Source organism: Pseudomonas fluorescens, assembly GCF_902497785.1.
GTDB classification, from domain to species: Bacteria; Pseudomonadota; Gammaproteobacteria; order Pseudomonadales; family Pseudomonadaceae; genus Aquipseudomonas; species Aquipseudomonas fluorescens_BO.
Map to the genome: position 1 here is coordinate 207,193 of NZ_CABVHK010000009.1, position 25,843 is coordinate 233,035.

29 protein-coding genes, 1 tRNA gene and 1 pseudogene are annotated in these 25,843 nt (G+C 56.9%); 10 read left to right on the forward strand and 21 right to left on the reverse strand.

The window, feature by feature from the left end; translation table 11 throughout:
• Window positions 1–160 precede the first annotated feature (160 nt).
• The 3 genes and pseudogenes from F8N62_RS15595 to F8N62_RS15605 form a co-directional block, all read left to right on the forward strand.
• The gene (locus F8N62_RS15595) at window positions 161–415 is read left to right on the forward strand and encodes a helix-turn-helix domain-containing protein (RefSeq protein WP_020300913.1); all 255 of its coding nucleotides are present in this window, start codon (window positions 161–163) and stop codon (window positions 413–415) included.
• A 105-nt stretch (window positions 416–520) separates the two neighbouring features.
• Window positions 521–1,477 (forward strand): TIGR03756 family integrating conjugative element protein, encoded by a 957-nt coding sequence (locus tag F8N62_RS15600; protein WP_032903622.1) that lies wholly within the window; start codon window positions 521–523, stop codon window positions 1,475–1,477.
• Window positions 1,474–1,905: pseudogene (locus tag F8N62_RS15605) on the forward strand (integrating conjugative element protein); the annotation flags it as partial. The gene F8N62_RS15600 and the pseudogene F8N62_RS15605, both read left to right, overlap by 4 nt.
• Here F8N62_RS15605 and F8N62_RS15610 read toward each other — a convergent pair.
• The 10 genes from F8N62_RS15610 to thrS form a co-directional block, all read right to left on the reverse strand.
• Window positions 1,841–4,183 carry a DEAD/DEAH box helicase gene (locus tag F8N62_RS15610; protein ID WP_224791320.1) on the reverse strand — a complete coding sequence of 781 codons (2,343 nt, stop codon included), beginning with the start codon at window positions 4,181–4,183 and terminating at the stop codon, window positions 1,841–1,843. The pseudogene F8N62_RS15605 and the gene F8N62_RS15610 sit on opposite strands and share 65 nt — an antisense overlap.
• A 594-nt stretch (window positions 4,184–4,777) precedes the next feature.
• A tRNA-Pro gene (locus F8N62_RS15615) sits at window positions 4,778–4,854 on the reverse strand.
• Window positions 4,855–4,943: 89 nt separating this feature from the next.
• On the reverse strand, window positions 4,944–5,300 hold the full coding sequence (locus tag F8N62_RS15620; RefSeq protein WP_003179985.1) for a MerR family transcriptional regulator: 357 nt from the start codon (window positions 5,298–5,300) through the stop codon (window positions 4,944–4,946).
• On the reverse strand, window positions 5,281–5,583 hold the full coding sequence (ihfA, locus tag F8N62_RS15625) for an integration host factor subunit alpha (RefSeq protein WP_002553164.1): 303 nt from the start codon (window positions 5,581–5,583) through the stop codon (window positions 5,281–5,283). Before ihfA ends, F8N62_RS15620 begins: the two co-directional genes overlap by 20 nt.
• A gap of 3 nt (window positions 5,584–5,586) precedes the next feature.
• On the reverse strand, window positions 5,587–7,968 hold the full coding sequence (gene pheT, locus F8N62_RS15630) for a phenylalanine--tRNA ligase subunit beta (protein WP_150709203.1): 2,382 nt from the start codon (window positions 7,966–7,968) through the stop codon (window positions 5,587–5,589).
• Window positions 7,969–7,994: 26 nt separating this feature from the next.
• Complete coding sequence (pheS, locus tag F8N62_RS15635) at window positions 7,995–9,011, reverse strand: phenylalanine--tRNA ligase subunit alpha (protein ID WP_150709202.1); 1,017 nt, start codon at window positions 9,009–9,011, stop codon at window positions 7,995–7,997.
• Window positions 9,012–9,120: 109 nt separating this feature from the next.
• The gene (rplT, locus tag F8N62_RS15640) at window positions 9,121–9,477 is read right to left on the reverse strand and encodes a 50S ribosomal protein L20 (RefSeq protein ID WP_007905879.1); all 357 of its coding nucleotides are present in this window, start codon (window positions 9,475–9,477) and stop codon (window positions 9,121–9,123) included.
• Window positions 9,478–9,505: 28 nt separating this feature from the next.
• A complete protein-coding gene (gene rpmI, locus F8N62_RS15645) occupies window positions 9,506–9,700 on the reverse strand; it encodes a 50S ribosomal protein L35 (RefSeq protein ID WP_002553160.1) in 195 nt (64 codons plus the stop codon).
• 60 nt (window positions 9,701–9,760) lie between these two features.
• Window positions 9,761–10,312 (reverse strand): translation initiation factor IF-3, encoded by a 552-nt coding sequence (gene infC / locus F8N62_RS15650; protein WP_176469887.1) that lies wholly within the window; start codon window positions 10,310–10,312, stop codon window positions 9,761–9,763.
• Window positions 10,312–12,234 carry a threonine--tRNA ligase gene (thrS, locus tag F8N62_RS15655; RefSeq protein ID WP_150709201.1) on the reverse strand — a complete coding sequence of 641 codons (1,923 nt, stop codon included), beginning with the start codon at window positions 12,232–12,234 and terminating at the stop codon, window positions 10,312–10,314. The genes infC and thrS overlap by 1 nt, the downstream gene beginning before the upstream one ends.
• A 371-nt stretch (window positions 12,235–12,605) precedes the next feature.
• Between thrS and F8N62_RS15660 the strand changes: the two genes are divergently transcribed.
• Both F8N62_RS15660 and F8N62_RS15665 read left to right on the forward strand, forming a co-directional pair.
• Complete coding sequence (locus F8N62_RS15660; protein WP_150709200.1) at window positions 12,606–12,908, forward strand: hypothetical protein; 303 nt, start codon at window positions 12,606–12,608, stop codon at window positions 12,906–12,908.
• 291 nt (window positions 12,909–13,199) lie between these two features.
• Window positions 13,200–13,412, forward strand: coding sequence for a cold-shock protein (locus tag F8N62_RS15665; RefSeq protein WP_007905882.1), 213 nt, complete (start codon window positions 13,200–13,202; stop codon window positions 13,410–13,412).
• Window positions 13,413–13,484: 72 nt separating this feature from the next.
• On the opposite strand, the gene F8N62_RS15670 is transcribed toward F8N62_RS15665, so the two are convergent.
• Together F8N62_RS15670 and F8N62_RS15675 are read right to left on the reverse strand one after the other, a co-directional pair.
• Entirely contained in the window at window positions 13,485–13,805 is a 321-nt protein-coding gene (locus tag F8N62_RS15670) for an I78 family peptidase inhibitor (protein WP_150709199.1), read from the reverse strand.
• A gap of 165 nt (window positions 13,806–13,970) precedes the next feature.
• A complete protein-coding gene (locus F8N62_RS15675) occupies window positions 13,971–14,276 on the reverse strand; it encodes a hypothetical protein (RefSeq protein ID WP_150709198.1) in 306 nt (101 codons plus the stop codon).
• 132 nt (window positions 14,277–14,408) lie between these two features.
• On the opposite strand from F8N62_RS15675, the gene F8N62_RS15680 reads away from it, so the two are divergent.
• A complete protein-coding gene (locus F8N62_RS15680; RefSeq protein WP_150709197.1) occupies window positions 14,409–14,621 on the forward strand; it encodes a hypothetical protein in 213 nt (70 codons plus the stop codon).
• A gap of 32 nt (window positions 14,622–14,653) precedes the next feature.
• Here F8N62_RS15680 and F8N62_RS15685 read toward each other — a convergent pair whose 3' ends face one another.
• The 8 genes from F8N62_RS15685 to F8N62_RS15720 all read right to left on the reverse strand — a co-directional run bounded on the left by F8N62_RS15685 (window position 14,654) and on the right by F8N62_RS15720 (window position 22,292).
• The gene (locus tag F8N62_RS15685) at window positions 14,654–15,682 is read right to left on the reverse strand and encodes a nucleoside hydrolase (protein ID WP_150709196.1); all 1,029 of its coding nucleotides are present in this window, start codon (window positions 15,680–15,682) and stop codon (window positions 14,654–14,656) included.
• A 43-nt stretch (window positions 15,683–15,725) separates the two neighbouring features.
• Window positions 15,726–16,130, reverse strand: coding sequence for a D-ribose pyranase (rbsD, locus tag F8N62_RS15690; RefSeq protein ID WP_150709195.1), 405 nt, complete (start codon window positions 16,128–16,130; stop codon window positions 15,726–15,728).
• Window positions 16,127–17,044, reverse strand: coding sequence for a ribokinase (rbsK, locus tag F8N62_RS15695; protein WP_150709194.1), 918 nt, complete (start codon window positions 17,042–17,044; stop codon window positions 16,127–16,129). Before rbsK ends, rbsD begins: the two co-directional genes overlap by 4 nt.
• A 49-nt stretch (window positions 17,045–17,093) precedes the next feature.
• The gene (locus tag F8N62_RS15700; protein ID WP_150709193.1) at window positions 17,094–18,113 is read right to left on the reverse strand and encodes a LacI family DNA-binding transcriptional regulator; all 1,020 of its coding nucleotides are present in this window, start codon (window positions 18,111–18,113) and stop codon (window positions 17,094–17,096) included.
• Window positions 18,114–18,116: 3 nt separating this feature from the next.
• Window positions 18,117–19,094, reverse strand: coding sequence for an ABC transporter permease (locus F8N62_RS15705; RefSeq protein WP_150709192.1), 978 nt, complete (start codon window positions 19,092–19,094; stop codon window positions 18,117–18,119).
• Window positions 19,091–20,644 (reverse strand): sugar ABC transporter ATP-binding protein, encoded by a 1,554-nt coding sequence (locus F8N62_RS15710; RefSeq protein WP_150709191.1) that lies wholly within the window; start codon window positions 20,642–20,644, stop codon window positions 19,091–19,093. Before F8N62_RS15710 ends, F8N62_RS15705 begins: the two co-directional genes overlap by 4 nt.
• Window positions 20,645–20,699: 55 nt before the next feature.
• The gene (locus tag F8N62_RS15715; RefSeq protein ID WP_150709190.1) at window positions 20,700–21,656 is read right to left on the reverse strand and encodes a sugar ABC transporter substrate-binding protein; all 957 of its coding nucleotides are present in this window, start codon (window positions 21,654–21,656) and stop codon (window positions 20,700–20,702) included.
• Between the two features lie 186 nt (window positions 21,657–21,842).
• The gene (locus F8N62_RS15720) at window positions 21,843–22,292 is read right to left on the reverse strand and encodes a hypothetical protein (protein WP_150709189.1); all 450 of its coding nucleotides are present in this window, start codon (window positions 22,290–22,292) and stop codon (window positions 21,843–21,845) included.
• A 352-nt stretch (window positions 22,293–22,644) separates the two neighbouring features.
• Here F8N62_RS15720 and F8N62_RS15725 point away from each other — a divergent pair, with 352 nt between their 5' ends.
• The 3 genes from F8N62_RS15725 (at window position 22,645) to F8N62_RS15735 (ending at window position 24,874) form a co-directional block, all read left to right on the forward strand.
• Window positions 22,645–23,733, forward strand: a complete 1,089-nt coding sequence (locus F8N62_RS15725) for an asparaginase (protein WP_150709188.1) — start codon at window positions 22,645–22,647, stop codon at window positions 23,731–23,733.
• Between the two features lie 177 nt (window positions 23,734–23,910).
• Window positions 23,911–24,180 carry a DUF1654 domain-containing protein gene (locus F8N62_RS15730; protein WP_191632329.1) on the forward strand — a complete coding sequence of 90 codons (270 nt, stop codon included), beginning with the start codon at window positions 23,911–23,913 and terminating at the stop codon, window positions 24,178–24,180.
• Between the two features lie 4 nt (window positions 24,181–24,184).
• A complete protein-coding gene (locus tag F8N62_RS15735) occupies window positions 24,185–24,874 on the forward strand; it encodes an endonuclease (RefSeq protein WP_150709186.1) in 690 nt (229 codons plus the stop codon).
• 12 nt (window positions 24,875–24,886) lie between these two features.
• On the opposite strand, the gene F8N62_RS15740 is transcribed toward F8N62_RS15735, so the two are convergent.
• Complete coding sequence (locus F8N62_RS15740) at window positions 24,887–25,252, reverse strand: SPOR domain-containing protein (protein WP_150709185.1); 366 nt, start codon at window positions 25,250–25,252, stop codon at window positions 24,887–24,889.
• A 250-nt stretch (window positions 25,253–25,502) separates the two neighbouring features.
• Between F8N62_RS15740 and csrA the strand changes: the two genes are divergently transcribed.
• Complete coding sequence (gene csrA, locus F8N62_RS15745) at window positions 25,503–25,694, forward strand: carbon storage regulator CsrA (protein ID WP_008028241.1); 192 nt, start codon at window positions 25,503–25,505, stop codon at window positions 25,692–25,694.
• Window positions 25,695–25,843 lie beyond the last annotated feature (149 nt).

Genomic DNA, 25,843 nt, shown 5'->3' on the forward strand with positions numbered 1-25,843 from the left:
AAATTTCTGATTTATTGTTAGATGCTGGGCGCAGCTTCGAAAAGCGTAACGACACCAAATGAACGCTCGATACCAGGCATGAACACCAAATGGCCTAGTTGAATGCCAATGTAGACTATATCCCGTGGATTGAGAGTCCCTCAAGGCGCAATTTGCGCGCATGACTCAAGACTACGAACAACTTCGTCTGCAACTGGCGGAGAACATCCGCTGGATGCGGCGCGTAAAGAACCTTACCCAGGAGCAGCTGGCGCTCATGGCCGAGGTGGATCGCACCTACGTCAGCCAAATCGAACGATGCGCGGGCAACCCCTCGCTGTTGGTCCTGTGCAAACTCGCCAATATTTTCGAAATCACCACAGATCAACTACTTGTAGACGCCGATACCCTGCGCAGCTCCCTTCACGTCAAATAATAGACCCACGCCTCACAAATCCGATAGATCCGCCTTCATAATTCCCACTGACAGTCTTCAGTCCCTAACCGAACCTGCCCAGGCCATACACCGAGAGCCTGGATAATGCCTGTTGCCTGCTCGTCACTTCCGCCCACAAAACTAAGGCCCTTGGCGCTAAGCATTCTGCTGGCGTGCGGCCCAAGCATGGCGCTGGACACCGTCAGCATCACCTCCTCCGTGCTTTCGCCAAACTGTCTCGAATACAGGGTCGTCGGCATTTGTTTCTGGCTACTCTGCACGCCCTTCGGCTGCACAGTCAAAACCTCGACCAAGGTTCGTCATTTCATTCCTGAACTGGTCGTCTCGAGCTACGCCACCACCGGCAATAACCCCTGGACCGAGATGACCACCCTCTCCGCTCCCATCAGCGGTGCAGAAGGTGGCGGCAACCTGATCACGCCGAACGCCCGCCGCGACAACCTGCCTCGATTCAAGAACGTTGATGGCATCGGCCACCCCGGTGGCTGGGTCGCAACGCAATTGGCTTCGCAATCCGGCTATGCCTGCGCCAGCGGTGCAACTGCATTAATGCCTTACTACCTGAGTACCCTGGACTCACTGGCCTGGCGCCATGGCATCCCAGAAAGTTTCTACCCCGAATCGCTCATGCCGGGGATCCGTGAAATTGGTCGTCAGGTCTCGGGAAACATGTGGGGCAACGTTTATCCCCGGCAGGGCTTTCTGGTACAGCCCGACGATTTCAAGGCGGCCGCAGTCATGGCGCAACGCGCCGGCGATGTGATTACCCACAACTGGCAGCCGCATGTGTACTTACCACTCACGCCCGCCAAACGCGACGGCTACTGGCCGCCTGGCCCGATCGTTGAAAACGACGCTTCGACCCACAAATGGCAATTGCTCTACCCCCAGGTGCAGCCCACGTGCGCCATCTTCCCCAGCGATCCGGTACAGAGCGCGGATGGCGGCTACGCCTGGTCGCTGTGGCGTCCCTATAGCTGCTGCAAACGTGAGGGACAGACCTTCCTGTTCAGCATCGACTTCGAAGGAGGTGCTTCATGAGTCGGCTTCTCGCGCGGCCCTGGTTGGGCACGATGAGTCTGTTGCTCTGTGGACTGCTCGCCATTGCCACACATGCCTACGCCGCCGAGGGCGATTACCGTCTGGGTACTCAAGGTGAAGTACTCGACGACCGAGTGATGTACACCATTGGTGGCGGCTCGGCAGTCGGCTCACCGAGCTCGCTCTACCGACCCAGTGGTCTCGGTGTCGGCGGGTCATGGCGGGCGAACATGATGTGCGGAAACATGAGCCTCACCAACACCCTGCAAAACCAGCTGAACGGCGTCACCGAAGGTTTCCAGCAGATCATGGGCAGCATCGTGCAGAACGCGACCCAAGCCGTGATGTCGCTGCCGGCGTTGATCATCCAACGCGCCAACCCCGGCCTCTATGAGTTGTTGAGCAACGGGGTGAACCGTCTACGGCTAGCAGGACCAAAGGGTTCGCATCCAGGTACTGCTCAAACGAGCTCTCTTCAGCGAAAATGATCTTCACCCCAGGGCAGGAGACTTTGTAGCTGTCGTTCAGTAACCGTATCGTGATGTCAGGAAGCTGACACTCCGTGCCATCTGCTGCTATGGCGATGACAGGCACTTCTAGTGTCAGATCGTCGGTCCGCTGAGGCTTGCCAAGCTCGACATCAAGCAGGTTGAAGATCTCACCATTGAGCGCCAGCGAAATTTTCTGCTCGTTTTCGATCGCAATGGGCTCAGGCCAATCAGCATAGAAGAGTCCAGTTGGCCAGGCTCCCTCAATCTTCTCCGAGCGAATCACATCCTTGAGCACTTCAGAAGGGTTGATCGTGGCATCGTTGAGTTTCTGCGAGGCACGTTTGCACCACTCAATCCAGTAAATGATGCTGGAAGAGTTCATCTCCCAGATTTTCCCCTTGTGAGAGCAGCCAACGGTGGTGCGCTGTCCATCTTCGTAGCCCGTCGCGAAGATGTTGGACTTCTTCGCCGTGCCGTTCTCGATTTCACTGATGACGGTATTGATGTCGCGCCCGACGTGCATCGTGAATCTCAGATCCTTGCGTGTCCTGGACAGCCCTACGTTCTGCAGCTTCATGAGCTTGATGTCGTGCAGAGTTCGGAATGTAGGCTCGCCGTTGATTCGCCTGGCATCTTTTGCAATCAAATTCAAAAACCGCGTCGCTTGCGACTCATCACCGGAGGAGTGAATGAATAGCGTCTTGTCGGGCGCGTGGTAGTACGCTAGGTAGAGAATCCAGTTGGTGTCAACGATCGCTGATGTCTGAGCCCATCCGACGGGAGATTCTCGTCGCGTCACCATGATGATGGTGTCTGAATCGTCGTTGATAGAAAGGAACTGCAGCGGTTCTTTCTTCTGCGAGAAGTGGTTGGCTTTCTCTGGCCGCCACTGGTCGCGCTCCACATGGTAGGCGATCGCACTGATTTTGGGGTTGGGGTTCAACCCGAAAATGTCCTCGGAGTCAGCATCATCTGGGAACTGCTCAGTGAATGTCTCCTTCTCGACCTCGCGGGCGATCTTGTCATGGCTCACGTCTCGAATCACGGCGCTCCAATCAGCACTTTCCTTGTAAAGCACCGACATCTGGTAATCGACTTTCTGGTTGGCGATGTTCGAGACGAATTTGGCATCACCTAGCGTGTCATCAACCCGGGTTAGACGACCGATGAACTGTAAGGTGACGGCCGGACTGCGATGCTGGTCGTGAATAGCCGCGATTTTCAACTCAGGCAGGTCAAAGCCTTCGCCCAGCATGTCCACGCAGACGATGATCTTGTATTTCTTCTCGACAATTTCACCCAGCAGTTTGACCCGATTCGGCACCTTGCTGTGGATGAGAATGGGTGAGAGGTCTTCATGCTTTTTGTAGAGTTCAAACAGGGATTCAGCCCGTTTTTGAGATCGTGCACGTACCATCAGTAGGTGGTTGAAGCCTTGTTCTCGATCGCCTCGTAACAACTCTACCGCCTTATCAGCAACCACTTGGTCAGCCAGTTCCAGGTTGTATTCGCGCACCGGGTGAAATTCGATCGCTTTGAAGTAGCCATCGATCTGCGCATCCTTCAACGGGTAGTTGTAGATAATTTTGCCTTCAAGAGGCTGGTTGTCCTCCCTGAAAGGCGTAGCAGTAAACTGCAGGCATGGCTTCTCTTTGAACGCGGTTTTCACCCTGCCCCACGTCATGGCGGCCACATGATGCGTTTCATCGATGATCAGGTGGCTGCAGAGCTCAGCTAAGGCTTGAAGGGACTCTGTGTCGAATCGCTGCAATGCTTGCGGGGTAGCGACAATTACATTCGCCTCGGCAAGCTGTTGCACATCTTCAGCCGACATTCCTGAGCCGATCGCCCTCACCACAGGGTTAAGTGCTGTGGCAGAAACAGCACCGATCTCCCGAAGTTTTTTCAGCCCGAGGCATTTTTCGACAAGCTGGGAGCGCAAGGCATCTGACGGGACGAGTACCAATGTCCTTGCCAACCGCCCTGCGATAAGCAAACCAAGCATGGTATCGGTCTTGCCGGTACCCGTTGGCATCACGATCGTTGCGGTCGTGGCCGGAGACATCACCAGGTGGCCCAGTGAAGCGTATAGGGCGGCAAGCTGAGGCTTACGCAAGCCTGGCGTATTGGTTTCCCGGACTGCCAGGTTGAAATTGAAGAGGTGTTGCTGCCAGCTTTGATAGACGTCTAAGTACTTCCCTGTAGCATCGGCCATTGCATTCACCACATTGAATGTGAAAATCAGCGCTGATTAGTCAGTGGCCACATGCTATCAGTGAACATCATCTTAGGTGTACCCTGAAAAGCAGCGCTCAAACCCGCCACCCGCTCTGCCTTCATCAACCGAAGATCGAGGCCAAAAAGTCTAATCTGCGATGGAGGTACACCGAAAGCCATCCGAATCCATCCTGGTCCCTGTCAGAAATCGCCATTCGCGATCGCTCGTACACCCGGTGCGAATGGGGGCATAGCGAATTTTTTCGACCTGTAACTCCCGCTCTAGAGCCTAGTCAAAATGTTCTTTGGAGAGAACGACCTTGACTGTATTTACAGACTTAGGGATTACCACGCTTTGCGGCGCGACTCTGCATCAACCGCAACCGCTCTCCAAATCGGCAACCCTTTAACAAGCGTCTTCGCGCCTTCAGGCTCTTGTACTGATACGACCTGCCCGGGGAAACGAGAGTCGAACGCCTCTCAAGTGGCATATCTACCGAGATCCAAGATATCCGTGGGAGTAAATGTGGGAGTATTTTTTAGACATGAAAAAGCCCAACCTTTTCAGATTGGGCTAAGTCATTGAAAAATATGGTCGGGACGGAGTGATTCGAACACTCGACCCCTAGCACCCCATGCTAGTGCGCTACCGGACTGCGCTACGCCCCGACTAGGCGTGAATCTCGTTCCTCTTCTCGAAGAACGCTCAAGAATATATCGCAAGCTTTTGAAAACTGGAAGTATTCAAAAGCATGTTTTTATTTCTTGAGCACCACCAGCACGTCTTCCAATTCGGCAATCATCTGGCGAATCATCTGCTTGTATTGAGTGGTATCGTCTTTGGCCTCATCGCCGGACAAGCGCAAGCGTGCGCCGCCGATGGTGAAACCTTGATCGTAAAGAAGCGCGCGGATCTGCCGGATCATCAGCACGTCCTGTCGCTGATAATACCGGCGGTTTCCGCGTCGTTTGACGGGGTTGAGTTGAGGAAACTCCTGCTCCCAATAGCGCAGCACGTGCGGTTTTACGGCACACAGCTCGCTGACTTCACCAATGGTGAAGTAGCGTTTGCCTGGGATGACGGGTAGCTCGTCGTTATGACTTGGTTCCAGCATAAGCCTCAACTCGGGCCTTCAACTTCTGCCCTGGACGAAAGGTGACCACACGGCGAGCCGTGATCGGGATTTCTTCACCCGTTTTCGGATTGCGGCCAGGCCGCTGGCGTTTGTCCCGAAGGTCGAAATTGCCGAAACCGGACAATTTGACTTGTTCGTTGTCTTCGAGAGCGTGCCTGATTTCTTCAAAAAACAGTTCGACCAATTCCTTGGCCTCCCGTTTATTCAGGCCCAGCTCTTCATACAGACGTTCCGCCATTTCAGCTTTCGTCAGAGCCCCCATACGTCACTTCCTTAACGTGGCGTTCAACCTTTGTTCGAGCGAGGTGAGGATGTTTTGCGTCGTGGTATTCACCTCATCGTCATTAAGAGTGCGCGATGGATGCTGCCAGGTCAAGCCAACTGCAAGGCTTTTTCTATGCGGATCAATACCTTTACCCTGATACACGTCAAATAGCCTGAGGTCTGTCAGCCATTCGCCTGCATTTTCACGGATTACGTCCAATACGGCACTGGCTGCAACACTGGTATCGGCGATCAGGGCCAGGTCACGCCGCACTTCAGGAAAGCGCGATAACTCCTGGAATTTCGGCATTTTACCCAACGCCACTTCGGCCAGAACCAGCTCGAAAACAAAGACCGGACGGTCGAGACCGAGAGTTTTCGACAATTCAGGGTGGATTGCGCCAACGAAGCCTACCAGTCGACCTTCACGCTCAATGCGCGCGGTTTGGCCTGGATGCAACGCAGGGTGTTTGCCCGGCACGAAAGTGAACGAGTCCAGTGCACCGGCAAAGCCCAGCACCGCTTCCACATCGGCTTTGACGTCGAAGAAATCCACGACATCGCGACCTTGCGCCCAGCCTTCCGGCAAGCGGCTGCCGCAAACAACACCGGCCAGCATCGGCTCTTGCTTCAGGCCTTCCAGTTGACCGACGAAACGCAGGCCACTTTCGAACAGACGAACACGATCCTGCTGACGGTTCAGGTTGTGCTGAAGCGACTTGACCAGACCTGGCCACAGCGACGAGCGCATGGCGGCCATGTCGTTCGAGATCGGGTTGGCCAGGAGCAGTGGCTCTACACCCGGATTAAACAACTCGAATTGTTTCGGATCGATGAAGCTGTAGGTAATCGCTTCCTGATAGCCACGAGCTACCAGCAGGCGACGCAACTCGGGCAGATCGCTGCGCGCTTCAGCCTTGGCTTGCGGCGCCAGGCGGGCTTGCGGATAACGAACCGGCAGACGGTTGTAGCCATACAGACGAGCCAGCTCTTCGATCAGGTCAACTTCGAGACTGATGTCGAAGCGATGGCTTGGCACTTCAACGCGCCACTGCCCTGCCCCATCGGCAGCAATCTTCAGACCCAGGCCGCTGAGCAGACGCTCGACTTCGGCCGAATCCATCTCCATGCCCAGCATCTGCGTGATGCGTTGCGCGCGCAGAGTAACCGGCGCAATCGAAGGCAGGTGCTGTTCGCTGACGGTTTCGATGATCGGGCCAGCTTCGCCGCCAGTGATTTCCAGCAGCAGGCCAGTGGCGCGCTCCATGGCTTCACGGGCCAGCTGCCAATCCACGCCACGCTCGTAGCGGTGCGAGGCGTCGGTGTGCAGGCCGTAGGAACGGGCCTTGCCAGCAACGGCAATCTGATCGAAGAACGCGCTTTCCAGAAAAATGTCGCGAGTGGTCGCGGTGTTGACGCCGCTGTGCTCGCCGCCCATGACGCCGGCAATTGCCAGAGCGCGGGTATGGTCGGCAATCACCAGCGTATCGCTACGCAGGCTGACTTCCTGGCCGTCGAGCAGTACCAGCTTCTCGCCTTCTTCGGCCATGCGCACACGGATGCCGCCATTGATTTCGGCGAGATCGAACGCATGCAGCGGCTGACCCAGTTCCAGCATCACGTAGTTGGTGATGTCGACGGCAGCGTCGATGCTGCGCACATCAGCACGACGCAGACGCTCGACCATCCACAACGGAGTCGCTTTGGACAGGTCAACGTTACGGATCACACGACCCAGATAACGCGGGCAAGCGGCAGGCGCCAGCACCTCAACCGAGCGCACTTCATCGTGCACGGCTTGTACCGCAGGCACCACCGGGCGGGTTACCTCAGCGGCATACAGCGCGCCGACTTCACGGGCCAGACCGGCCAGGGACAGGCAGTCGCCGCGGTTCGGGGTCAGGTCGACCTCAATGCTGGCATCGTCCAGGCCCAGGTATTCACGAATGTCCTGACCCACCGGCGCATCGGCCGGCAACTCCATGAGGCCGTCGTTGCCTTCGCCCACTTGCAGCTCGGCTTGCGAGCACAGCATGCCGTTGGACTCGACGCCACGCAGCTTGGCTTTCTTGATTTTGAAGTCGCCCGGCAATTCGGCACCGATCATGGCGAACGGGATCTTCAGGCCCGGGCGCACGTTTGGCGCACCGCACACGACCTGGAAAGTCTCCGAGCCATTGCTGACTTGGCACACGCGGAGTTTGTCGGCATCCGGATGCTGCTGGGTGCTCAGCACCTCGCCAACGATCACACCGGTGAATTCGCCGGCGGCCAGCGTAACGCTATCGACCTCAAGACCAGCCATCGACAGACGAGCAACCAGCTCGTCTCGACTTACCTGCGGGCTAACCCAGCCACGCAGCCATTGTTCACTGAATTTCATCCTGCTCTCCTAAGAATTCGTTACGACTAGCGAAATTGCGCGAGGAACCGCAAGTCGTTGTCGAAGAACAGACGCAAGTCGTTCACGCCGTAACGCAGCATGGCCAGACGCTCAACGCCCATGCCGAAGGCAAAGCCCGAAAACTCTTCCGGGTCGATACCGGACATGCGCAGCACGTTCGGGTGAACCATGCCGCAGCCCATGACTTCCAGCCAGCCAGTCTGTTTGCAGACACGGCAGCCTTTACCGCTGCACATCACGCATTCCATGTCGACTTCGGCGGATGGCTCGGTGAACGGGAAGTACGAAGGGCGGAAACGCACGGCCAGTTCTTTTTCGAAGAACACCCGCAGGAACTCTTCGATGGTGCCTTTCAGGTCGGCGAAATTGATGTCGCGATCAACCAGCAGGCCTTCGACCTGGTGGAACATCGGCGAGTGAGTAATATCCGAATCGCTCCGGTACACACGGCCAGGGCAGACGATGCGGATCGGCGGCTGTGTCGATTCCATGGTGCGGACCTGTACCGGCGAGGTATGGGTGCGCAACAGCATGTTGGCATTGAAATAGAAGGTGTCATGCATCGACCGGGCCGGGTGGTGGCCTGGGATGTTGAGTGCTTCAAAGTTGTGGTAATCGTCTTCAACCTCAGGGCCTTCGGCAATGCCGTAGCCGATGTGAGTGAAGAACTGTTCGATGCGTTCCAGAGTACGAGTAACCGGATGCAGGCCACCCGAGGTCTGGCCACGGCCAGGCAGGGTCACGTCAATGGACTCGGCAGACAGTTTGGCGGCCAGGTCGGCCTCTTCAAACAGTGCCTTGCGGGCATTGAGAACCTCTGTGACACGCTCCTTGGCAACGTTGATCAGCGCACCGACTTGCGGACGCTCTTCTGCCGGCAAATTCCCCAGGGTCTTCATCACCTGAGTCAATTCACCCTTTTTGCCAAGGTAGTGAACCCGGATTTGCTCCAGGGCATTGATATCTTCAGCGCTTTGCACAGCCTCTAGTGCTTGAGAGACGAGCGCATCCAGGTTTTCCATGTACAGACTCCAGATACAAAATAGGGGAAGAGCTTGAAGGCTCTTCCCCTATTTATGACGTTTAACACCTGGCCCCACAGAGGTGAGGCCGGGTGACTGTCGGGGGTACTTAAGCCAAGGTGGCTTTAGCTTTCTCGACAATCGCAGCAAACGCCGCTTTTTCGTTCACTGCCAGATCAGCCAGAACCTTACGGTCGATCTCGATGGACGCTTTTTTCAGGCCGGCAATGAAACGGCTGTAGGACAGACCGTTGATACGTGCACCAGCGTTGATACGAGCGATCCACAGAGCGCGGAACTGACGTTTTTTCTGACGACGGTCACGGTAGGCGTATTGGCCTGCCTTGATTACCGCTTGCTTGGCAACACGGAATACGCGCGAGCGAGCGCCGTAGTAGCCTTTAGCAAGTTTCAGAATTTTTTTGTGACGTTTACGGGCAATGACGCCACGCTTTACACGAGCCATGAGTTACTTCCTCTATTCTTGACTAAAATTAACGAAGGCGCAGCATGCGCTCGACTTTTGCCACGTCAGACGGATGCAGCAAGCTGCTACCGCGCAGTTGACGCTTACGCTTGGTCGACATTTTAGTCAGGATGTGGCTCTTGAAAGCGTGCTTGTGCTTGATACCGTTAGCAGTTTTCAGAAACCGCTTAGCAGCACCACTTTTCGTTTTCATTTTTGGCATGTTCGGATACTCCGCATTCAGTTGATAAACATAATCAGAAGGCCTGCCGTGCCCTGATGATTACTTCTTCTTTTTCGGGGCGATGACCATGATCAGCTGGCGTCCTTCCATCTTAGGATGCTGTTCGACCGAACCGTACTCGAGCAAGTCACCTTCAACTCGCTTGAGGAGTTCCATCCCCAGCTCCTGGTGGGCCATCTCACGGCCGCGGAATCGCAAGGATACCTTGGCCCTGTCCCCATCACTCAGGAAACGTACCAGGTTGCGCAGTTTTACCTGGTAATCCCCTTCCTCCGTCCCTGGACGAAACTTGATTTCTTTAACTTGAATCTGCTTCTGGTTTTTCTTGGCCGCGGCAACCTGCTTCTTCTTCTCGAAGATCGATTTGCCGTAGTCCATCAGTTTGCAAACAGGGGGTACTGCATCGGCGGAAATTTCCACCAGATCCAGTTTGGCCTCTTCAGCCTTAAGAAGCGCGTCTTCAATTGACACAATCCCAAGCTGTTCACCTTCAGCCCCAATTAACCGAACCTCGCGTGCCGAGATATTCTCGTTGATCGGGGCTTTCGGTGCAGCTCGTTTATCTTGTCTCATTTCACGCTTAATAGTAATTACTCCGAATCTGGGCGACCACGCCGGGAAACCGCTTGCGCGAGAAACTCAGCGAACTGGGCGACGGGCATCGAGCCCAGGTCAGCACCTTCACGAGTACGCACAGCGACAGTCTGCATCTCGACTTCCCGATCTCCGATAACCAAGAGATAAGGAACCTTGAGCAAAGTATGCTCGCGGATTTTAAAGCCGATCTTTTCATTTCTCAAGTCAGACTTGGCACGAAATCCGCTTTCGTTGAGAGTTTTTTCAACCTCGGCAGCGAAATCGGCCTGTTTGTCTGTGATGTTCATGATCACTGCCTGGGTCGGAGCCAGCCACGCAGGGAATGCCCCTTCGTAGTGCTCGATCAGGATTCCGACGAAACGTTCGAAGGATCCGAGGATCGCCCGGTGCAACATTACCGGGTGCTTGCGACTGTTATCTTCGGAGACGTATTCGGCTCCCAGACGGACAGGCAGGTTAAAATCGAGCTGCAGGGTACCACACTGCCAGACGCGACCAAGGCAATCTTTCAGCGAGAACTCGATCTTCGGACCGTAAAAGGCACCCTCGCCCGGCTGCAAATCATACGGCAGGCCAGCGCTGTCAAGGGCTGCAGCCAATGCTGCTTCGGCGCGATCCCACAGCTCGTCGGAACCGACGCGTTTTTCCGGACGAGTGGACAGCTTCATCTCGACGTCTTTGAAGCCGAAGTCGGCGTAGACGTCCATGGTCAGCTTGATGAACGCAGCGGATTCCGCCTGCATCTGCTCTTCGGTGCAGAAGATGTGGGCGTCGTCCTGAGTGAAAGCACGCACACGCATGATGCCGTGCAACGCACCCGATGGCTCGTTGCGGTGGCAGGCACCGAATTCGGCCAGGCGCATCGGCAACTCGCGGTAGCTCTTCAGGCCTTGGTTGAACACTTGCACGTGGCAAGGGCAGTTCATCGGCTTGATGGCGTAATCGCGGTTTTCCGACTGGGTGGTGAACATGTTGTCGGCGTAGTTGGCCCAGTGCCCGGATTTCTCCCACAGGCTGCGGTCAACGACTTGTGGAGTTTTGATCTCCAGGTAACCGTTGTCGCGCTGAACCTTGCGCATGTACTGCTCGAGCACCTGGTACAGCGTCCAGCCGTTCGGGTGCCAGAACACCATGCCTGGCGATTCTTCCTGGGTGTGGAACAGGCCCAGACGCTTGCCGATCTTGCGGTGATCGCGCTTTTCAGCTTCTTCGATGCGCTGGATGTAAGCCGCCAGCTGCTTCTTGTCGGCCCATGCGGTGCCATAAACGCGCTGCAATTGCTCGTTCTTGGCATCGCCACGCCAGTAGGCGCCGGACAACTTGGTCAGCTTGAAGGATTTCAGGAAACGGGTGTTCGGCACGTGCGGGCCGCGGCACATGTCGACGTATTCTTCGTGATAGTACAGGCCCATGGCCTGCTCGTTCGGCATGTCCTCGACCAGGCGCAGCTTGTAGTCTTCACCGCGGGCCTTGAACACTTCGATCACTTCGGCGCGCGGAGTGACTTTCTTGATCACGTCGTAATCTTTTTCGATCAGCTGCTGCATGCGCTGTTCGATGGCGGCCAGGTCGTCCGGAGTAAAAGGACGCTCGAAGGCGATGTCGTAATAGAAGCCTTCGTCGATGACCGGCCCGATGACCATTTTAGCGGTCGGGTACAACTGTTTGACTGCGTGGCCGACCAGGTGGGCGCAAGAGTGGCGAATGATCTCCAGCCCCTCTTCATCCTTTGGCGTAATGATTTGCAGCGTGGAATCGCTGTCGATGACGTCGCTGGCGTCAACCAGCTTGCCATTGACCTTGCCGGCCACGGTGGCCTTGGCCAGACCGGCACCAATGGATGCGGCGACCTCGGCTACGGAAACCGGGTGATCGAATGTACGTTGACTGCCGTCGGGAAGAGTAATAGTTGGCATGGCGCCTCCTCTCCTAGTGGTGACCCCTACCAAAGGTCACGTGGGTTGGGATGAGCCAGTACAAGATCCGGTCCAGGCCATTCAATAACGAACGCCTGCCTTACAGCGGCAGGAGCCTTGCGGCCAACCGGAAAACCGAACCAGAGTGACTGGGATTCAAATCAGGGTTATTCGAGCATCTGCCGCGCCCGGACTGAAGGACCGTGGAGCTTGCAAATACCCGAGCGGGGCATGCTAGCACAGATGAACGGTCGACGCGGGCCAAGGTTTTCCGCTGGGGCAGAACGGCGATTTTTATGACAGAGTGCTGAACTAGAACACCGTTTCACCCCTCAGATAAAAAGACATTGACCCACAAGGAGCATCTCAGCATGCGTCTGAATCGTTTATTCGCAATCGTCGCCCCCATCGTCCTGCTGCTGCCATTGGCGGCCCATGCCGACTGGCCGAAAGGTGAACGCGAAAAGTACATGGCTCAGTGCACCCAGGCAGCTACTCCGCAAATTGGCGCTGCGGCGGCAAAAGCTCACTGCGCTTGCGGCGCCGATGCGATCAAGTCATACCCGGCCGCCGACATTCAGTCATTGATGGACAACACCGCCAGCGATGCGATGAAGCAAAAAGCACTGACCCAGATTTCAGCGTGCAAGGCCGATAACAAGGCGAAAAAATAAGCCCGAAAGGAGACTTTGAAGGCCCCTAAAGCCGGTGAAAAGCCCTCGAAAAGCGCTTTTTCGTACAAATTATGCAGGTTTTACAGGTTTTTTTATCGTCTTTACTTTCAGCTGAAAGCCTTGTAAACCGGGGCTTTCAGCTACATCAAGCAACAAAGAAAGCGCGTCTGTAGGGCAAACAGCACGTCCGGGGGGCTCCCAAAGCGAACATTTCGACTATGATACCCCGGTGTGCCCAGTTGGCCTGAGCAGCACAGTACTGAAAAAATATATGTTTCTTGGAGATACACCATGTCTAATCGCCAAACCGGCACCGTTAAGTGGTTCAACGATGAAAAAGGCTTCGGCTTCATCACTCCTCAAGGTGGCGGTGACGACCTGTTCGTACACTTCAAAGCTATCGAAAGCGACGGTTTCAAAAGCCTGAAAGAAGGCCAGACCGTTTCCTTCGTGGCTGAGAAAGGCCAAAAGGGTATGCAAGCTGCACAAGTCCGCGCTGAGTAATTTTCAGCCGCACTAAAAAAACCCCGTCCATGTGACGGGGTTTTTTATGGGTGAAGCAAAAGCCCGACGCGATCAGCCGCAGTTGATGCGCGTGATCACCAGGTTGTTGTCGGTATTCAGGTTCAGCCGATCGGAGCGGTACTCCAGGGTCACCATATCGTTTGGCTTGAGGATACGGGCATTCTGCGCGCCTGCGCGAATGCGCGCCTGTTCCAGCAGTTCAGGTGAAGCCTTTTTGCCAATGGTGAATTCGGCTGCCTTTGCTTCGCAACGGCTGTGACCCGTATCAGTCGTCGTGACAGGGTCTGTTGCCGACTCGGTAGATGGCGTGCTGCAACCCGCCAGCAGGCCAGCGGCCAACAAAGTACCCAATGACGCGAGCTTCCAAGGCATGAAGCCTCCTTCTTTCAATAGATGAGCTGAGATCGTGCGACCGCCAATCTGGCGTTTGGTTTCACTGACAGTGCCAGCATCCTGCCCCCGATCCGGACAAGTGGCGAGTTTGCCTGAGCGTCCCTTGTCGTCCATCCCTCAATCGTGACTGAATATGAACAGCCTTCAATAGACGTCGATGTAGTCGAACGGCGGATTCGGCCAGTTCTGCTTCAACGCATTGAAAATCTGCGTAACCCAGACCTCATCGCTGGCCTTGATTCGCCCGACATAACCAGACCCTTTGGCCCACGTCTCCAGTCGAAACAACAGTCCGCCAATATCAGTGCCGCCCACGACGCCCGATGAAATATAGGCGATGCCGGCTTTCGTCACCCGCAATTGAGTATGTTCATCATCGCTGGCGGACGCGAGCAGCAGGCGCACCGACTCCAGGGTCAAGCCGTCAGGAGTGTTCAAATCGATCTGCACAGCGCGGTCCTTGAAGATTCATCAAAGGCCAAGTGTCGCATAGCCCTCCTCTCATGCCTAAGTCGGAGTGCCAAACGCAGCGCAAAATGGTTAACTCAACAACCAGACTTTCCCGAATTCACGAGCGCCATCATGACCACCGTAAGCATCGACGCCGACATCAAAGCCAAATGGCCGCAAGGTCATAGCTCCTATAGCCCGGGCAGCCCGGAAGAGTTGGCGATCATTGGTATCGATCTTTTGGTCAAGGAACTGGGGACTGAAGCGGCACAATCCTTTATCGCCCAGGTGTTCGAGAAGTACCCGACCGACTACAAAGGTGCGCACTACAACGAAAGGGAGTGAAACCCGCAGGCTCGCACCTGCGGGTTTGAAGTTTATTTCAGACGAGCCAGGCGCTCGGTCAGCAGGTCGAAGAAACCTTGGGCGTCGCCGCTTTCCACCCAGAAAGCATTTTTCGGCGCTTTTAGTCCGTCATACCAGTCGACGATGGTTTGACCGAAGGTCGGGCCTTCGCGACTGTCAACGACCACGTTGACCGACCGACCGGTGAAAAGCTCCGGTTTGAGCAGGTAGGCAATTACCGTAGCGTCATGCACCGGGCCACCCGCAAGACCATAGTGCTCCATGTCACCCTTGACGTATTCGTTAAGAATATCGCCCACCAGTTTGCTGGCGTTGTTGTTCAACGCCGCGATCTGCTTCAGGCGTGCTTCGCTGGTCAAGACCTTGTGCGTGACGTCCAGCGGCAGATACGTCAGCTTGACCCCACTTTTAAGCACCACTTCAGCAGCCTGCGGGTCGGCAAACAGGTTGAATTCAGCCACCGGAGTGATGTTGCCTCCGTTGAAGTGCGCGCCGCCCATGATCACCACTTCCTTGATGCCCTGAACGATTTCAGGCTCCTGGATCAACGCCAGCGCCAGGTTGGTTTGTGGACCGAGCATGGCGATGGTGATGCTGTGGGGTTTGGCAGTTTTCAACGTGTCGATCAGGTAGTTGACCGCGCCACCTTCCGCCAGACCTTTCTTCGGCTCATGCACGGTGACGCCCGACAGGCCTTCCTTGCCGTGAATGTTCTCGGCATAAATCGGTGTGCGCATCAGCGGTTTCGGCGCACCGGCGTAAACCGGCACCTCTTCGCGCCCTGCCCACTCGCGCGCCAGTCGCGCATTTCGCGACGTCTTGTCCAGGCGCACATTGCCGGCGACGGTGGTCAATGCGCGAATGTTCAGTTCCTCCGGTGAGGCCAGGGCAAACAGCAAGGCCACCACGTCGTCGGCACCCGGGTCGGTGTCGATGATCAAGTCGATCTTTTCCGCCGCCTGGGCGCTTGTTGCGGTAATCAGGGACAAAAGCAGCAGACTCCGGAGCAGATGGTGCAGTTTCTGAGCATAGCGGTGCATAGCGCACTCCTTGTGCGTGGGAAATCAGAAAAACAATGGCAAGTTAGAACGTTACTCCCGCCACCAGCACGATGTTGCAGTACGGCTGACATTCGCCTGTACGAACAATCGCCCGCGCTTGACGGCTCAGGACTTTAAACTGGTCATGACTGAGCAGCTCACGCAGACCCAGCGCGCCTGCGGTATTCAGCTCATCCAGAGTAGCCAGCGCCGACGGTTGCTTGTCCAGGATCTCCTGGGCCAACACGTGGCTTTCGACCTGCATTTCGCTGAGCACAACCTTCAGGGTGCTGATGAAATCCGGAATGCCGTGAGTCAGGGCCAGATCGATCAATTCGACCCCCGGCGGTACCGGTAGACCGGCATCGCCAATTACGACCCTGTCGCCATGCCCGAGAGAAGCGATCAGTCGCGATAATGCGACGTTGAGCAAAGGTGTTTTCTTCATGGTGTTTTAAAAGCCTGTACATCGGACAAATCGGGAATCGAGGGTTGCGCCCCTGCTCGGGTCACTGACAGAGCGGCGGCGACCTGACCGAAACGGATCGCTTCACTCTCGCTTTTACCAACAGCCAGTGCGGCAGCGAAACCGCCTACAAAAGTGTCGCCAGCGGCCGTGGTATCCACCGCCTTTACCTTCGGCGCCGGGAAATGCTCGAAGCTTTTGCCATTGGCAAAGAGTGAGCCCTGGGCACCGAGGGTGATGATCACCTTGCCGGCACCCATGGCGATCAACCGGGCCGCTGCGGTTTCCGCAGTCGCCAGCGAGTCCACCGGCAAACCGCTCAGGGCCGCCGCTTCGCTCTCGTTGGGGATCAGGTAATCGATGGCGGCGTACCAGTCAGCAGGCAGTGGCCGACTGGCTGGCGCAGGGTTGAGAATCACGGTTTTGCCCAGCTCCCGGCCGCGCTTGAGCGCGTGCCCGACTGTGGCATCCGGCACTTCCAGCTGACAGATGATGACATCCGCCGCCTGCAACACTGCATCAAAACGATCAATCACTTCTGGCGTCAGCGCGCCGTTGGCCCCGGCAACGATCACAATCGCGTTCTGGCTATTGTCATCGACGACGATCAACGCCACACCGCTGGCACCGTCGACCGTACTGACTGCCTGACAATCGATCCGGTCAGCTAACAGTGCCCCGCGCAATTCTTCGCCATAGGCATCGCTGCCCACGCAACCGACCATCGCCACCTGCGCACCCAAACGGGCCGCGGCAACCGCCTGGTTGGCGCCCTTGCCACCGGACACCGTGGCAAACGACTCGCCGATCAGCGTTTCACCGCCACGGGGCAACCGTGAAGCCCGAGTAACCAGGTCCATGTTCAAGCTGCCAATTACCACTACTTTTGCTGACATACATGACTACTCATCAATTCTGTTTCAGTGGTGCTTTGAATTAGCGGTTTCAACGAAATTGGGCGAACACACCGGCCAGCGGCGCAGTCGATTCGCGCAGGACAATGCTCGGCGTCACGATCCGTTGATCGGTGGCCATGTCCGGGGTGGCGATCCTGCGCAACAGCACTCCGGCCGCCATTTCACCCAGCTGCAGGATCGACTGGCCCACGGTAGTGAGCGCCGGGTAGACATAACGGCTCATCTGGATATCGTCGAAGCCGATCACCGACAGCTCGCTTGGCACACGAATATGGCGCTCGGCGGCGGCGCGCAGCACACCGATGCCGATCATGTCGTTGCCGGCGAAAATGGCGCTGGGCGGATTTTTTTCCAGCAGGATCGCAGCGGCGCTGTAACCGCCGGTGCTGGTGAAATCGCTTTCCAGCATACGTTCGCCAGGCACTTCGACCCCCGCCTCTTTGAGCGCGCGGCAAAACCCCGCCAGACGCATCTGCGCCACGCTAGTGCTGGCCGGGCCGCCAATAGTGGCGATGTCCCGGTGCCCCAATTCCAGCAGGTGCCGCGTTGCCAGATAAGCACCGTACTCGTGATCGATGCGCACCAGGTCGGCATTCACGCCATCCAGCCCACGGTCGACGATGACCATTGGCGTGCGCACACCCGCCAGGCCTTCTGCCAGCCCCGCATCACCACCGGCGGACGCCACAATCAGCCCGTCGACGCGCTTTTCCAGCAACACGCGCAAATAGCTGCGTTGCTTGTCCGGGTTGTCGTCGGAATTGCAGAGAATCACGCAATAGCCATTACGCTCGCAGTAATCCTCGATGCCGCGCGCCAGTTCGGCGAAGTACGGGTTGAGGCTGTTAGGCACCAGCAGGCCGATGGTCGCGGTGGTTTTGGCTTTCAACGAACGGGCCACCGCGCTGGGTACATAGTCGAGGCTTTTGATCGCGGCCTCGACCTTGACCCGCACCTCCTCGCTGACCGGCCGGGTCTTGTTCACCACATGGGAAACCGTGGTGTAGGAAATGCCCGCGAGCGCCGCTACATCCTTGATTGTCGCCATGACTCAGGTCCGCCGGCTTGCGCGCTGACTGCGATAGGTATCGAGCACCACCGCCACCACGATGACCGCGCCGGTGATGATGCGCTTGGTCGGCTCGGTCGCACCGATCTGCGCCAGACCGGCGGCCAACACCGAAATGATCAGGACGCCGAAAAAGGTGCTGATGACCGAACCACGCCCGCCCATCAGGCTCGTTCCGCCGATCACTACCGCTGCGATCACTTGCAGCTCCAGGCCAGAACCGGCATTCGGGTCCGCCGCTTCCAGACGCGAAATCTGAAACAGCGCGGCGATCCCCGCGAGCAATCCCATCAGACTGAAGACCAGGATCTTGTAGGGTTTTGGATTGATCCCCGCCAGGCGTACGGCTTCTTCGTTGGTGCCAATGCCGATCAGGTAGCGGCCAAACACCGTGCGGGTCAACACAGCCTGGGCAATGATAATGATCAGCAAGGCAATGATGAACGACGGCGAGATACCGAAGGCAATCGGGTTGGACAGCCAGGCGAAGGCATCACCGATGTACGCCGTGCGCGAACCGGTCATTTGGTACGCCACGCCGCGGGCCATTTCCAATACGCCAAGGGACACGATGAACGACGGAATCCGCCAGGCCACGGTGATCGAACCGGTGAGGGTTCCGGCCAGTGCCGCTGCCGCCATGCCGAGCAATGCGGCCGGCAGAACGCTCCAGCCCCAGCCGAGAATCGCCACACTGACCGTAGACGCGGCGAGTGCCAGCACCGAACCCACCGACAGGTCTATGCCGCCGATGATCAACACGAACGTCATGCCGACCGCCAGCACCATCAAGTCCGGTATCTGGTTGGCCAGGGTGCTGAACGTGTCATAAGACAGAAAATGGCTGCTCAACACCGAGAACAGCGCGACCATCGCCAGCAAGGCACCGGCCAGGCCCAGATAGGTGCCGAGGCCGTAAAAATTGCCGCTGCGTTTTCCGGCCGACGTTGCAGTATTCATGGAAGATCCCTAGGCGCTGCTTCGTTGAGCAACGCATCACGTTTTTGGTAGCCGGCAAAAGCGGCGGCAAGCAAGTCATCCTGGGTCCAGCTGTCGCGCTCGAATGTCTCGATCAGACGCCCCGCCGACAGCACGCCGATCCGGTCGCAGATCAGCATCAATTCACGCAGGTCGCTGGACACTACCACCAGCGCCTTGCCCTGACGGGTCAGTTGACCGAGCAGTGCATAGATGTCGAATTTTGCCCCGACGTCGATGCCGCGAGTCGGCTCGTCGAACAGCAACACCGAGCAATCGCGCTCAAGCCAGCGGCCAATCACGACTTTCTGCTGGTTGCCTCCGGACAACTCCGAGACCAATTGCGTCGGGCTGGAACTGCGGATGCGCATCGCGTCGATCTGACGCTGGGCCAGTGACATCTCGTCAGTGTTGTTAACGAAGCCAGCGCTGGAAATCACCGGCATGTTGCCCAAGGCAATGTTGGCACTGATCGACTGGGTCAGCAGCAAGCCTTCGCCCTTGCGGTCTTCGGTGATCAGGGCAATGCCATGACCCACCGCATCCGCCGGTGAACGAATACTCACAACCTGTGCCGGCGAACCCAGCGCAACCGTGCCGCTGTCCGCCATGTCGGCACCGAAGATCAAGCGCAGCAACTCGGTGCGCCCTGCCCCGATCAGACCGGAAATACCGTAGATTTCACCGGCACGCACTTCGAAGGACACGTCGCGCACCTTGTCCGAGCGGGTCAGCCCCTGGACCGTCAATGCTGGAGCGCCGATTTTGCGCGGCCCCATGTCGATGTGTTCGCCGAGTTCACGGCCGACCATCAGGGTGACCAGTTGCTCACTGTTGTAATTGGCCATCGGCTCGACGCAAACCAGATTGCCGTCGCGCAACACCGCAATGCGCTGAGCGACCCGCGCCAGCTCTTCAAGGCGGTGCGAGATATAGATGATCGATACGCCGCGCGCTTGCAAACGCGTGATCTGCTCAAACAGCATTTCGACTTCACGCGCGGTCAGCATCGCGGTCGGCTCATCGAGGATCAAAACATGACAATCGCCGATCAGGTTGCGGGCGATCTCGACCATTTGCTGGTGACCGATACCCAGTTCACCGACCAGCGTGTCCGGATCGATCGCGTCGAGCCCGACCTGCGCCATGGCGTCTATGGCCGCCTTGCGCAGTTGCTTGCGGCTGATCCAGCCGCCATTGCTGGGCAAATTGTCGAGAAACAGGTTCTCCGCCACCGACAAGGTCGGCAACAGATTGAGTTCTTGCATGACCATGCGAATGCCCAGGTCTTCAGCCTGGGTGCGGCTGCCTGGGCGGTAATCCTGCCCCTGAAATTGCATCTGGCCGGTGCTCGGCGTGACCAGCCCGCCGATGATTTTCGACAGCGTACTTTTGCCGGCGCCATTCTCGCCGGTCAGCGCCAACACCTCACCGCGCACCAGCGTCAGGTCGATGCTGGTGAGGACAGGTTGCGCGTAGGTCTTGCCGATGCCGCTGACCGAGAGGACAGCGTTCGGAGCGGAAACTGACATAAAAATCTCCATGCGCTCCCCCGGACGGGCGAGCGCCGTTTTGTCGCCAGAAGGACTACTTGGTCACCAGCTCTACCGGAGTTTCGATGACGCCGTTGGTGCCACCGTCGACTTTCTCACCTTTGATGATCTTCAGCGCGGTCTCGATGCCGAATACGGCCTGCCGGGCAGCGAACTGATCAGCGGTAGCGAGGACGCGACCATCCTTGAGCATTGGCTTGATCGCATTGATATTGTCGTAGCCGACCACTTGCACCTTGCCGGCCTTGCCCGCAGCGCGCACGGCGGAAACCGCGCCGACCGCCATGCTGTCGTTGCCGGCCAGCAACGCTTTGACTTGCGGATATTCGCTCAGGATCGACGCTGCAACCTTGTTGCCTTTATCGATTTCCCAGTCACCGGACTGCAACGAAACGACCTTGATCTGCGCCGCTTCCATCGCGTCCTTGAAACCGGCGGTGCGAGCCTGGGCGTTGGTGGTGGTGGACACGCCTTCGATGATGCCGACTTCGTCACCGGCCTTCAGTTGTTTCGCCAGGTATTCGCCCACCAGACGCGCGCCTTTGCGGTTGTCGGGGCCTACGAACGGAACAGTGATATTTTTGCTTTTGACGACCGCTGGATCCAGCTGGTTATCGATGTTGATCACAGTGATGCCGGCATCGATGGCTTTCTTGATCACCGGGACCATGGCCTTCGAATCAGCGGGAGCGATGACCAGCGCATTGACTTTGGCCAGAATCATTTGCTCGACAATGCGCGTCTGCCCCGCAGTGTCCGTTTCGTCTTTGATGCCGTTGGAGATCAGGTCAAAATCGGCGGAGTGATCTTTCTGGTAGGCCTTGGCGCCATCTTCCATGGTCAGGAAGAATTCGTTGGCCAGGGATTTCATGACCAAGGCGACTTTAGGCTTTTCAACAGATTCGGCGAAGGCCGAGGAGACAGGCAGCGCGGCGGATGCGGCAGCCAGCATAGCGACAGCGAGAAGACGTCCAGCGAATGGCAGCTTCATGGGTTCACTCCGATCTTATGATTATTCTGAGCAACGCTTGCGCTGGCGTAAGCTTCACCGCGATTAGCGATGGAACACTCCATCGGCAGCACCGCGCAAACGTTTGCGAAGACCGAACTATGCGAACCCTGCTTGCATTTGTCAACGACCGAAAAGCACGCTGAGTGCTTCGGTCGACATCATCGGTCAGGCCGTGGTGCTGATCACACCGCCCGAGCTGGACCCCTTGGCCAATTCCTTGACCAGATTGCCCGACACTTCCAGCAACGCACCATTGGTGTCGGCGAGCTGCCCCTGAATCGACATGACCACCGCGGCTTTGGCTTCGGGTGTCGAGTATGACGCAGCCTGCGCAGCTGCCAGTTGCTGCTGTTGCTCGCGCAGTTGCTGCTGCAGTTCCTGCATGCGCTTGAGCAACATTTTCACCGCGATGCTTTGATCGCTGCCACTTTCTTCTTTAGCTTCGGTCGGGGCGCCTCCGCCGGTTCGAACCTGGGTTTTACCCCCCTCTTCCTCGCTGCCCAATGCCTGGGTCGAAGCCTGCGAAGTCGCTTCGCTCAAGGCGTTGATCGTCGCAGTGGACTTTCCACCAATAGTGATTGCGCCTGCATTGGGAAAACCGATCGAAAACGACATGGGAACACTCCTGAGAAAAAATCCTTTGAAGGGCATCGACCCGCACGTGGATTTCTTTAGTGATGGATCGCCGTCTGCCAAGACGAGTTGCTTCCCGACCGCCGCACGCCCTTTCGGTGGGCCGAACACAAATGCCGGAGATCGTCGGAAACCCGGACAAAATCTGGTATAGGTTTTTTTGGCGAACTTAAATTAATTGATACAAATCATTAAGTTAAGGCTGTTTTTTCAATTCAGGATATGACTGGTACAGATCCTGCTCCCTCATATCCACTCCAGACATGTTTACCTGTCCGGGGGCGCATCTAGATGAACCTGCATCCGCACCGTCTCACGACTAGAGAGAAAAATAATGACAATTGCTTTCAAGACTTTCGTTCCGGGCGCCTTGGCCCTGCTGCTACTGCTTCCTGCTGCCCTTCAGGCCAAAGAAGCCGAAACCCAACAGAAACTGGCAAACGTGGTAATCCTGGCCACCGGCGGCACCATTGCCGGAGCAGGTGCGAGCGCCGCGAATAGCGCGACCTATCAAGCGGCAAAAGTCGGCATTGAACAGCTGATCGCCGGGGTTCCGGAGCTGAGTCAGCTGGCTAATGTTCGTGGCGAACAGGTCATGCAGATTGCGTCGGAAAGCATCACTAACGACAACCTCCTGCAACTGGGCCGTCGCGTCGCCGAACTGGCCGACAGCAACGACGTCGATGGCATCGTTATCACCCACGGCACCGACACCCTGGAAGAAACCGCCTACTTCCTGAACCTGGTGGAAAAAACCGACAAGCCGATCATCGTTGTAGGCTCCATGCGCCCGGGCACCGCGATGTCTGCCGACGGCATGCTGAACCTGTATAACGCCGTGGCCGTGGCCAGCAGCAAAGACGCGCGCGGCAAAGGTGTGCTGGTGACCATGAACGATGAAATTCAGTCGGGTCGCGACGTCAGCAAAATGATCAACATCAAAACCGAGGCGTTTAAAAGTGCCTGGGGTCCGCTGGGCATGGTGGTCGAGGGCAAATCCTACTGGTTCCGCCTGCCGGCCAAGCGTCACACCATGGACTCGGAATTCGATATCAAGAACATCAAGAGCCTTCCTGATGTCGAGATCGCCTATTCCTACGGCAACGTGAGCGATACTGCCTACAAAGCGCTGGCCCAGTCCGGCGCCAAAGCCATCATCCACGCCGGCACCGGCAATGGCTCGGTGTCTTCGCGGGTCGTTCCAGCCTTGCAGGCCCTGCGCAAGGACGGTGTGCAAATCATTCGTTCTTCCCACGTCAACGCCGGTGGTTTCGTACTGCGTAATGCGGAACAGCCTGACGACAAGAACGACTGGGTCGTGGCACATGACCTGAACCCGCAGAAAGCTCGCATCCTGGCCATGGTCGCGCTGACCAAGACCAATGACAGCAAAGAGCTGCAACGGATGTTCTGGGAATACTGATACACCCTCGCCCGACCCGTTCCGGTCGGGCACTGCTTCTCTCACTCGCCAGCCCCGGCGAGTGATCCCTCAGCTGATAAAAAAACTCTCTCTTCCTACACCAAACGGTAAAAACCGCTGTCAGAGGATTTTCTTGAATTTTAAGCGGTTGCGAAATTGCTTACAGTTAAATACTGTATGCACGTACAGCTTAATAAGGATAAATCCGTGGCCACGACTTCCGTCTCTCCCGACGCCTATCAACGCATGGGCATTCGCGTTCAGAAAATCATCAACTCCCCCACCGCCCAAAAAGCCAAAGCGGCGCTGATCTTCCGTCTTCCCGACGAGCCAGTGGATGAGTGGGAACAGTTGCTCGAAGAAATCGACGAAAACGACAACGTCACCCTCGCCTATCGCGACGATGGCGGTGTGCAGATTTTCTGGGTTGTGCCGAAGGAAGATTGAGTCAATGAGTGTTCGTTGTTTAGCTTTATTGTTTTTGCTGTTGGCGATGGGTGCCCAGGCAGACGCCCCGCGCACGTTCAACGAAGCCAAGAAAGTCGCCTGGAAGCTTTATGCCCCGCAATCCACCGAGTTCTACTGCGGGTGCAAATACACCGGCAACAAGGTGAACCTTTCGGCCTGCGGCTATGTTCCGCGCAAAAATGCCAAACGCGCTGCCCGCATCGAGTGGGAGCACATCGTCCCCGCCTGGCAGATCGGCCATCAGCGCCAATGCTGGCAGGAAGGCGGACGCAAGAACTGCACGCGTTACGACCCGACCTACCAGAAAGCCGAAGCCGATTTGCACAATCTGGTGCCGAGCATCGGTGAGGTGAATGGGGATCGCAGCAATTTCAGCTTTGGCTGGCTGCCGGAGCAATCCGGTCAATACGGCTCATGCCTGACCCAGGTCGACTTCAAGGCGAAGAAGGTCATGCCGCGCCCGTCCATCCGCGGCATGATCGCCCGAACCTACTTTTACATGAGCAAACAGTACGGCTTGCGCTTGTCGAAACAGGATCGGCAGCTGTACGAAGCCTGGAACAAAACCTATCCGGTCCAGGCGTGGGAACGCCAACGCAACCAAAGCGTGGCGTGTGTGATGGGACGCGGCAACGAATTCGTCGGGCCGGTGAACCTTAAAGCGTGTGGTTAAACGATCAGACCGTCACTGAGTCACAGGACGCTCTGTGACCAGTAACTCGATATTCTGTTTTTTCGCACGAGTCAGTGCCGCGCGCACCTCTGCTTCTTTGGCCTCAGCCTCGGCCTTCGAATTGAAAGGCCCCATCAGAATGCGGGTCTTGCCATTTTCCTTGACCACGCTGGAAACGAAACTGTGCTCAATCAGCCAGCCGCTCAGGTCACTGACCGCTTGAGTGATTTCACCGCGCACCTCCAGATCCCACTGGGGCGCGGAGGCGGCTGCGGGCGTTGCGATTGTCGCCGGTTGCGGTTTTTGCGCGTCAACGCTCTTGCCTTCACCACATCCCGCCATTGCCAGTACTGCGATTACCACGGCCATTTTGCGCACAACGCTTCCCTCTGAATGCTGAAAGCGGGGATTTTAACATTCATGAATACTTCCCGAGTGCCGCAAAATGGGCGCAAAACAACGAGAATCATGGATGCGGCCTCTGTATAGTTACGCCTTGGGAATTAATGCAGCATCTGCGCGTCAGAAAGAGGCACCCAAACCGTGAGACTTCGCACTAATCTATACATACCACCGACCTCTGCACTGTCCGAATCAGGTGCCCTACAAAGCAATCAAGGAGAAGACCATGCTGATACTCACCCGCAAAGTCGGTGAAAGCATAAACATTGGTGATGACATTACGATCACCATTCTGGGCGTAAGCGGCCAGCAAGTCAGAATTGGCATCAACGCCCCGAAAGACGTTGCGGTGCACCGCGAAGAGATTTATCAGCGCATCCAGGCTGGCCTGACCGCCCCGGACAAGCCGCAATCCTGAATCCGGCTGCAGTCCGTAGCCAGCCCGTTCGCCCCGGAACCACGGCTGGCTAAAATTCGAGTGTCGCCGGCAGCCCTGCACCTACCCACATCGTGAGCCGATACTAACGGCATGCCTCTGAGTCTGGCTGTCGGACATTTCCGATAAAA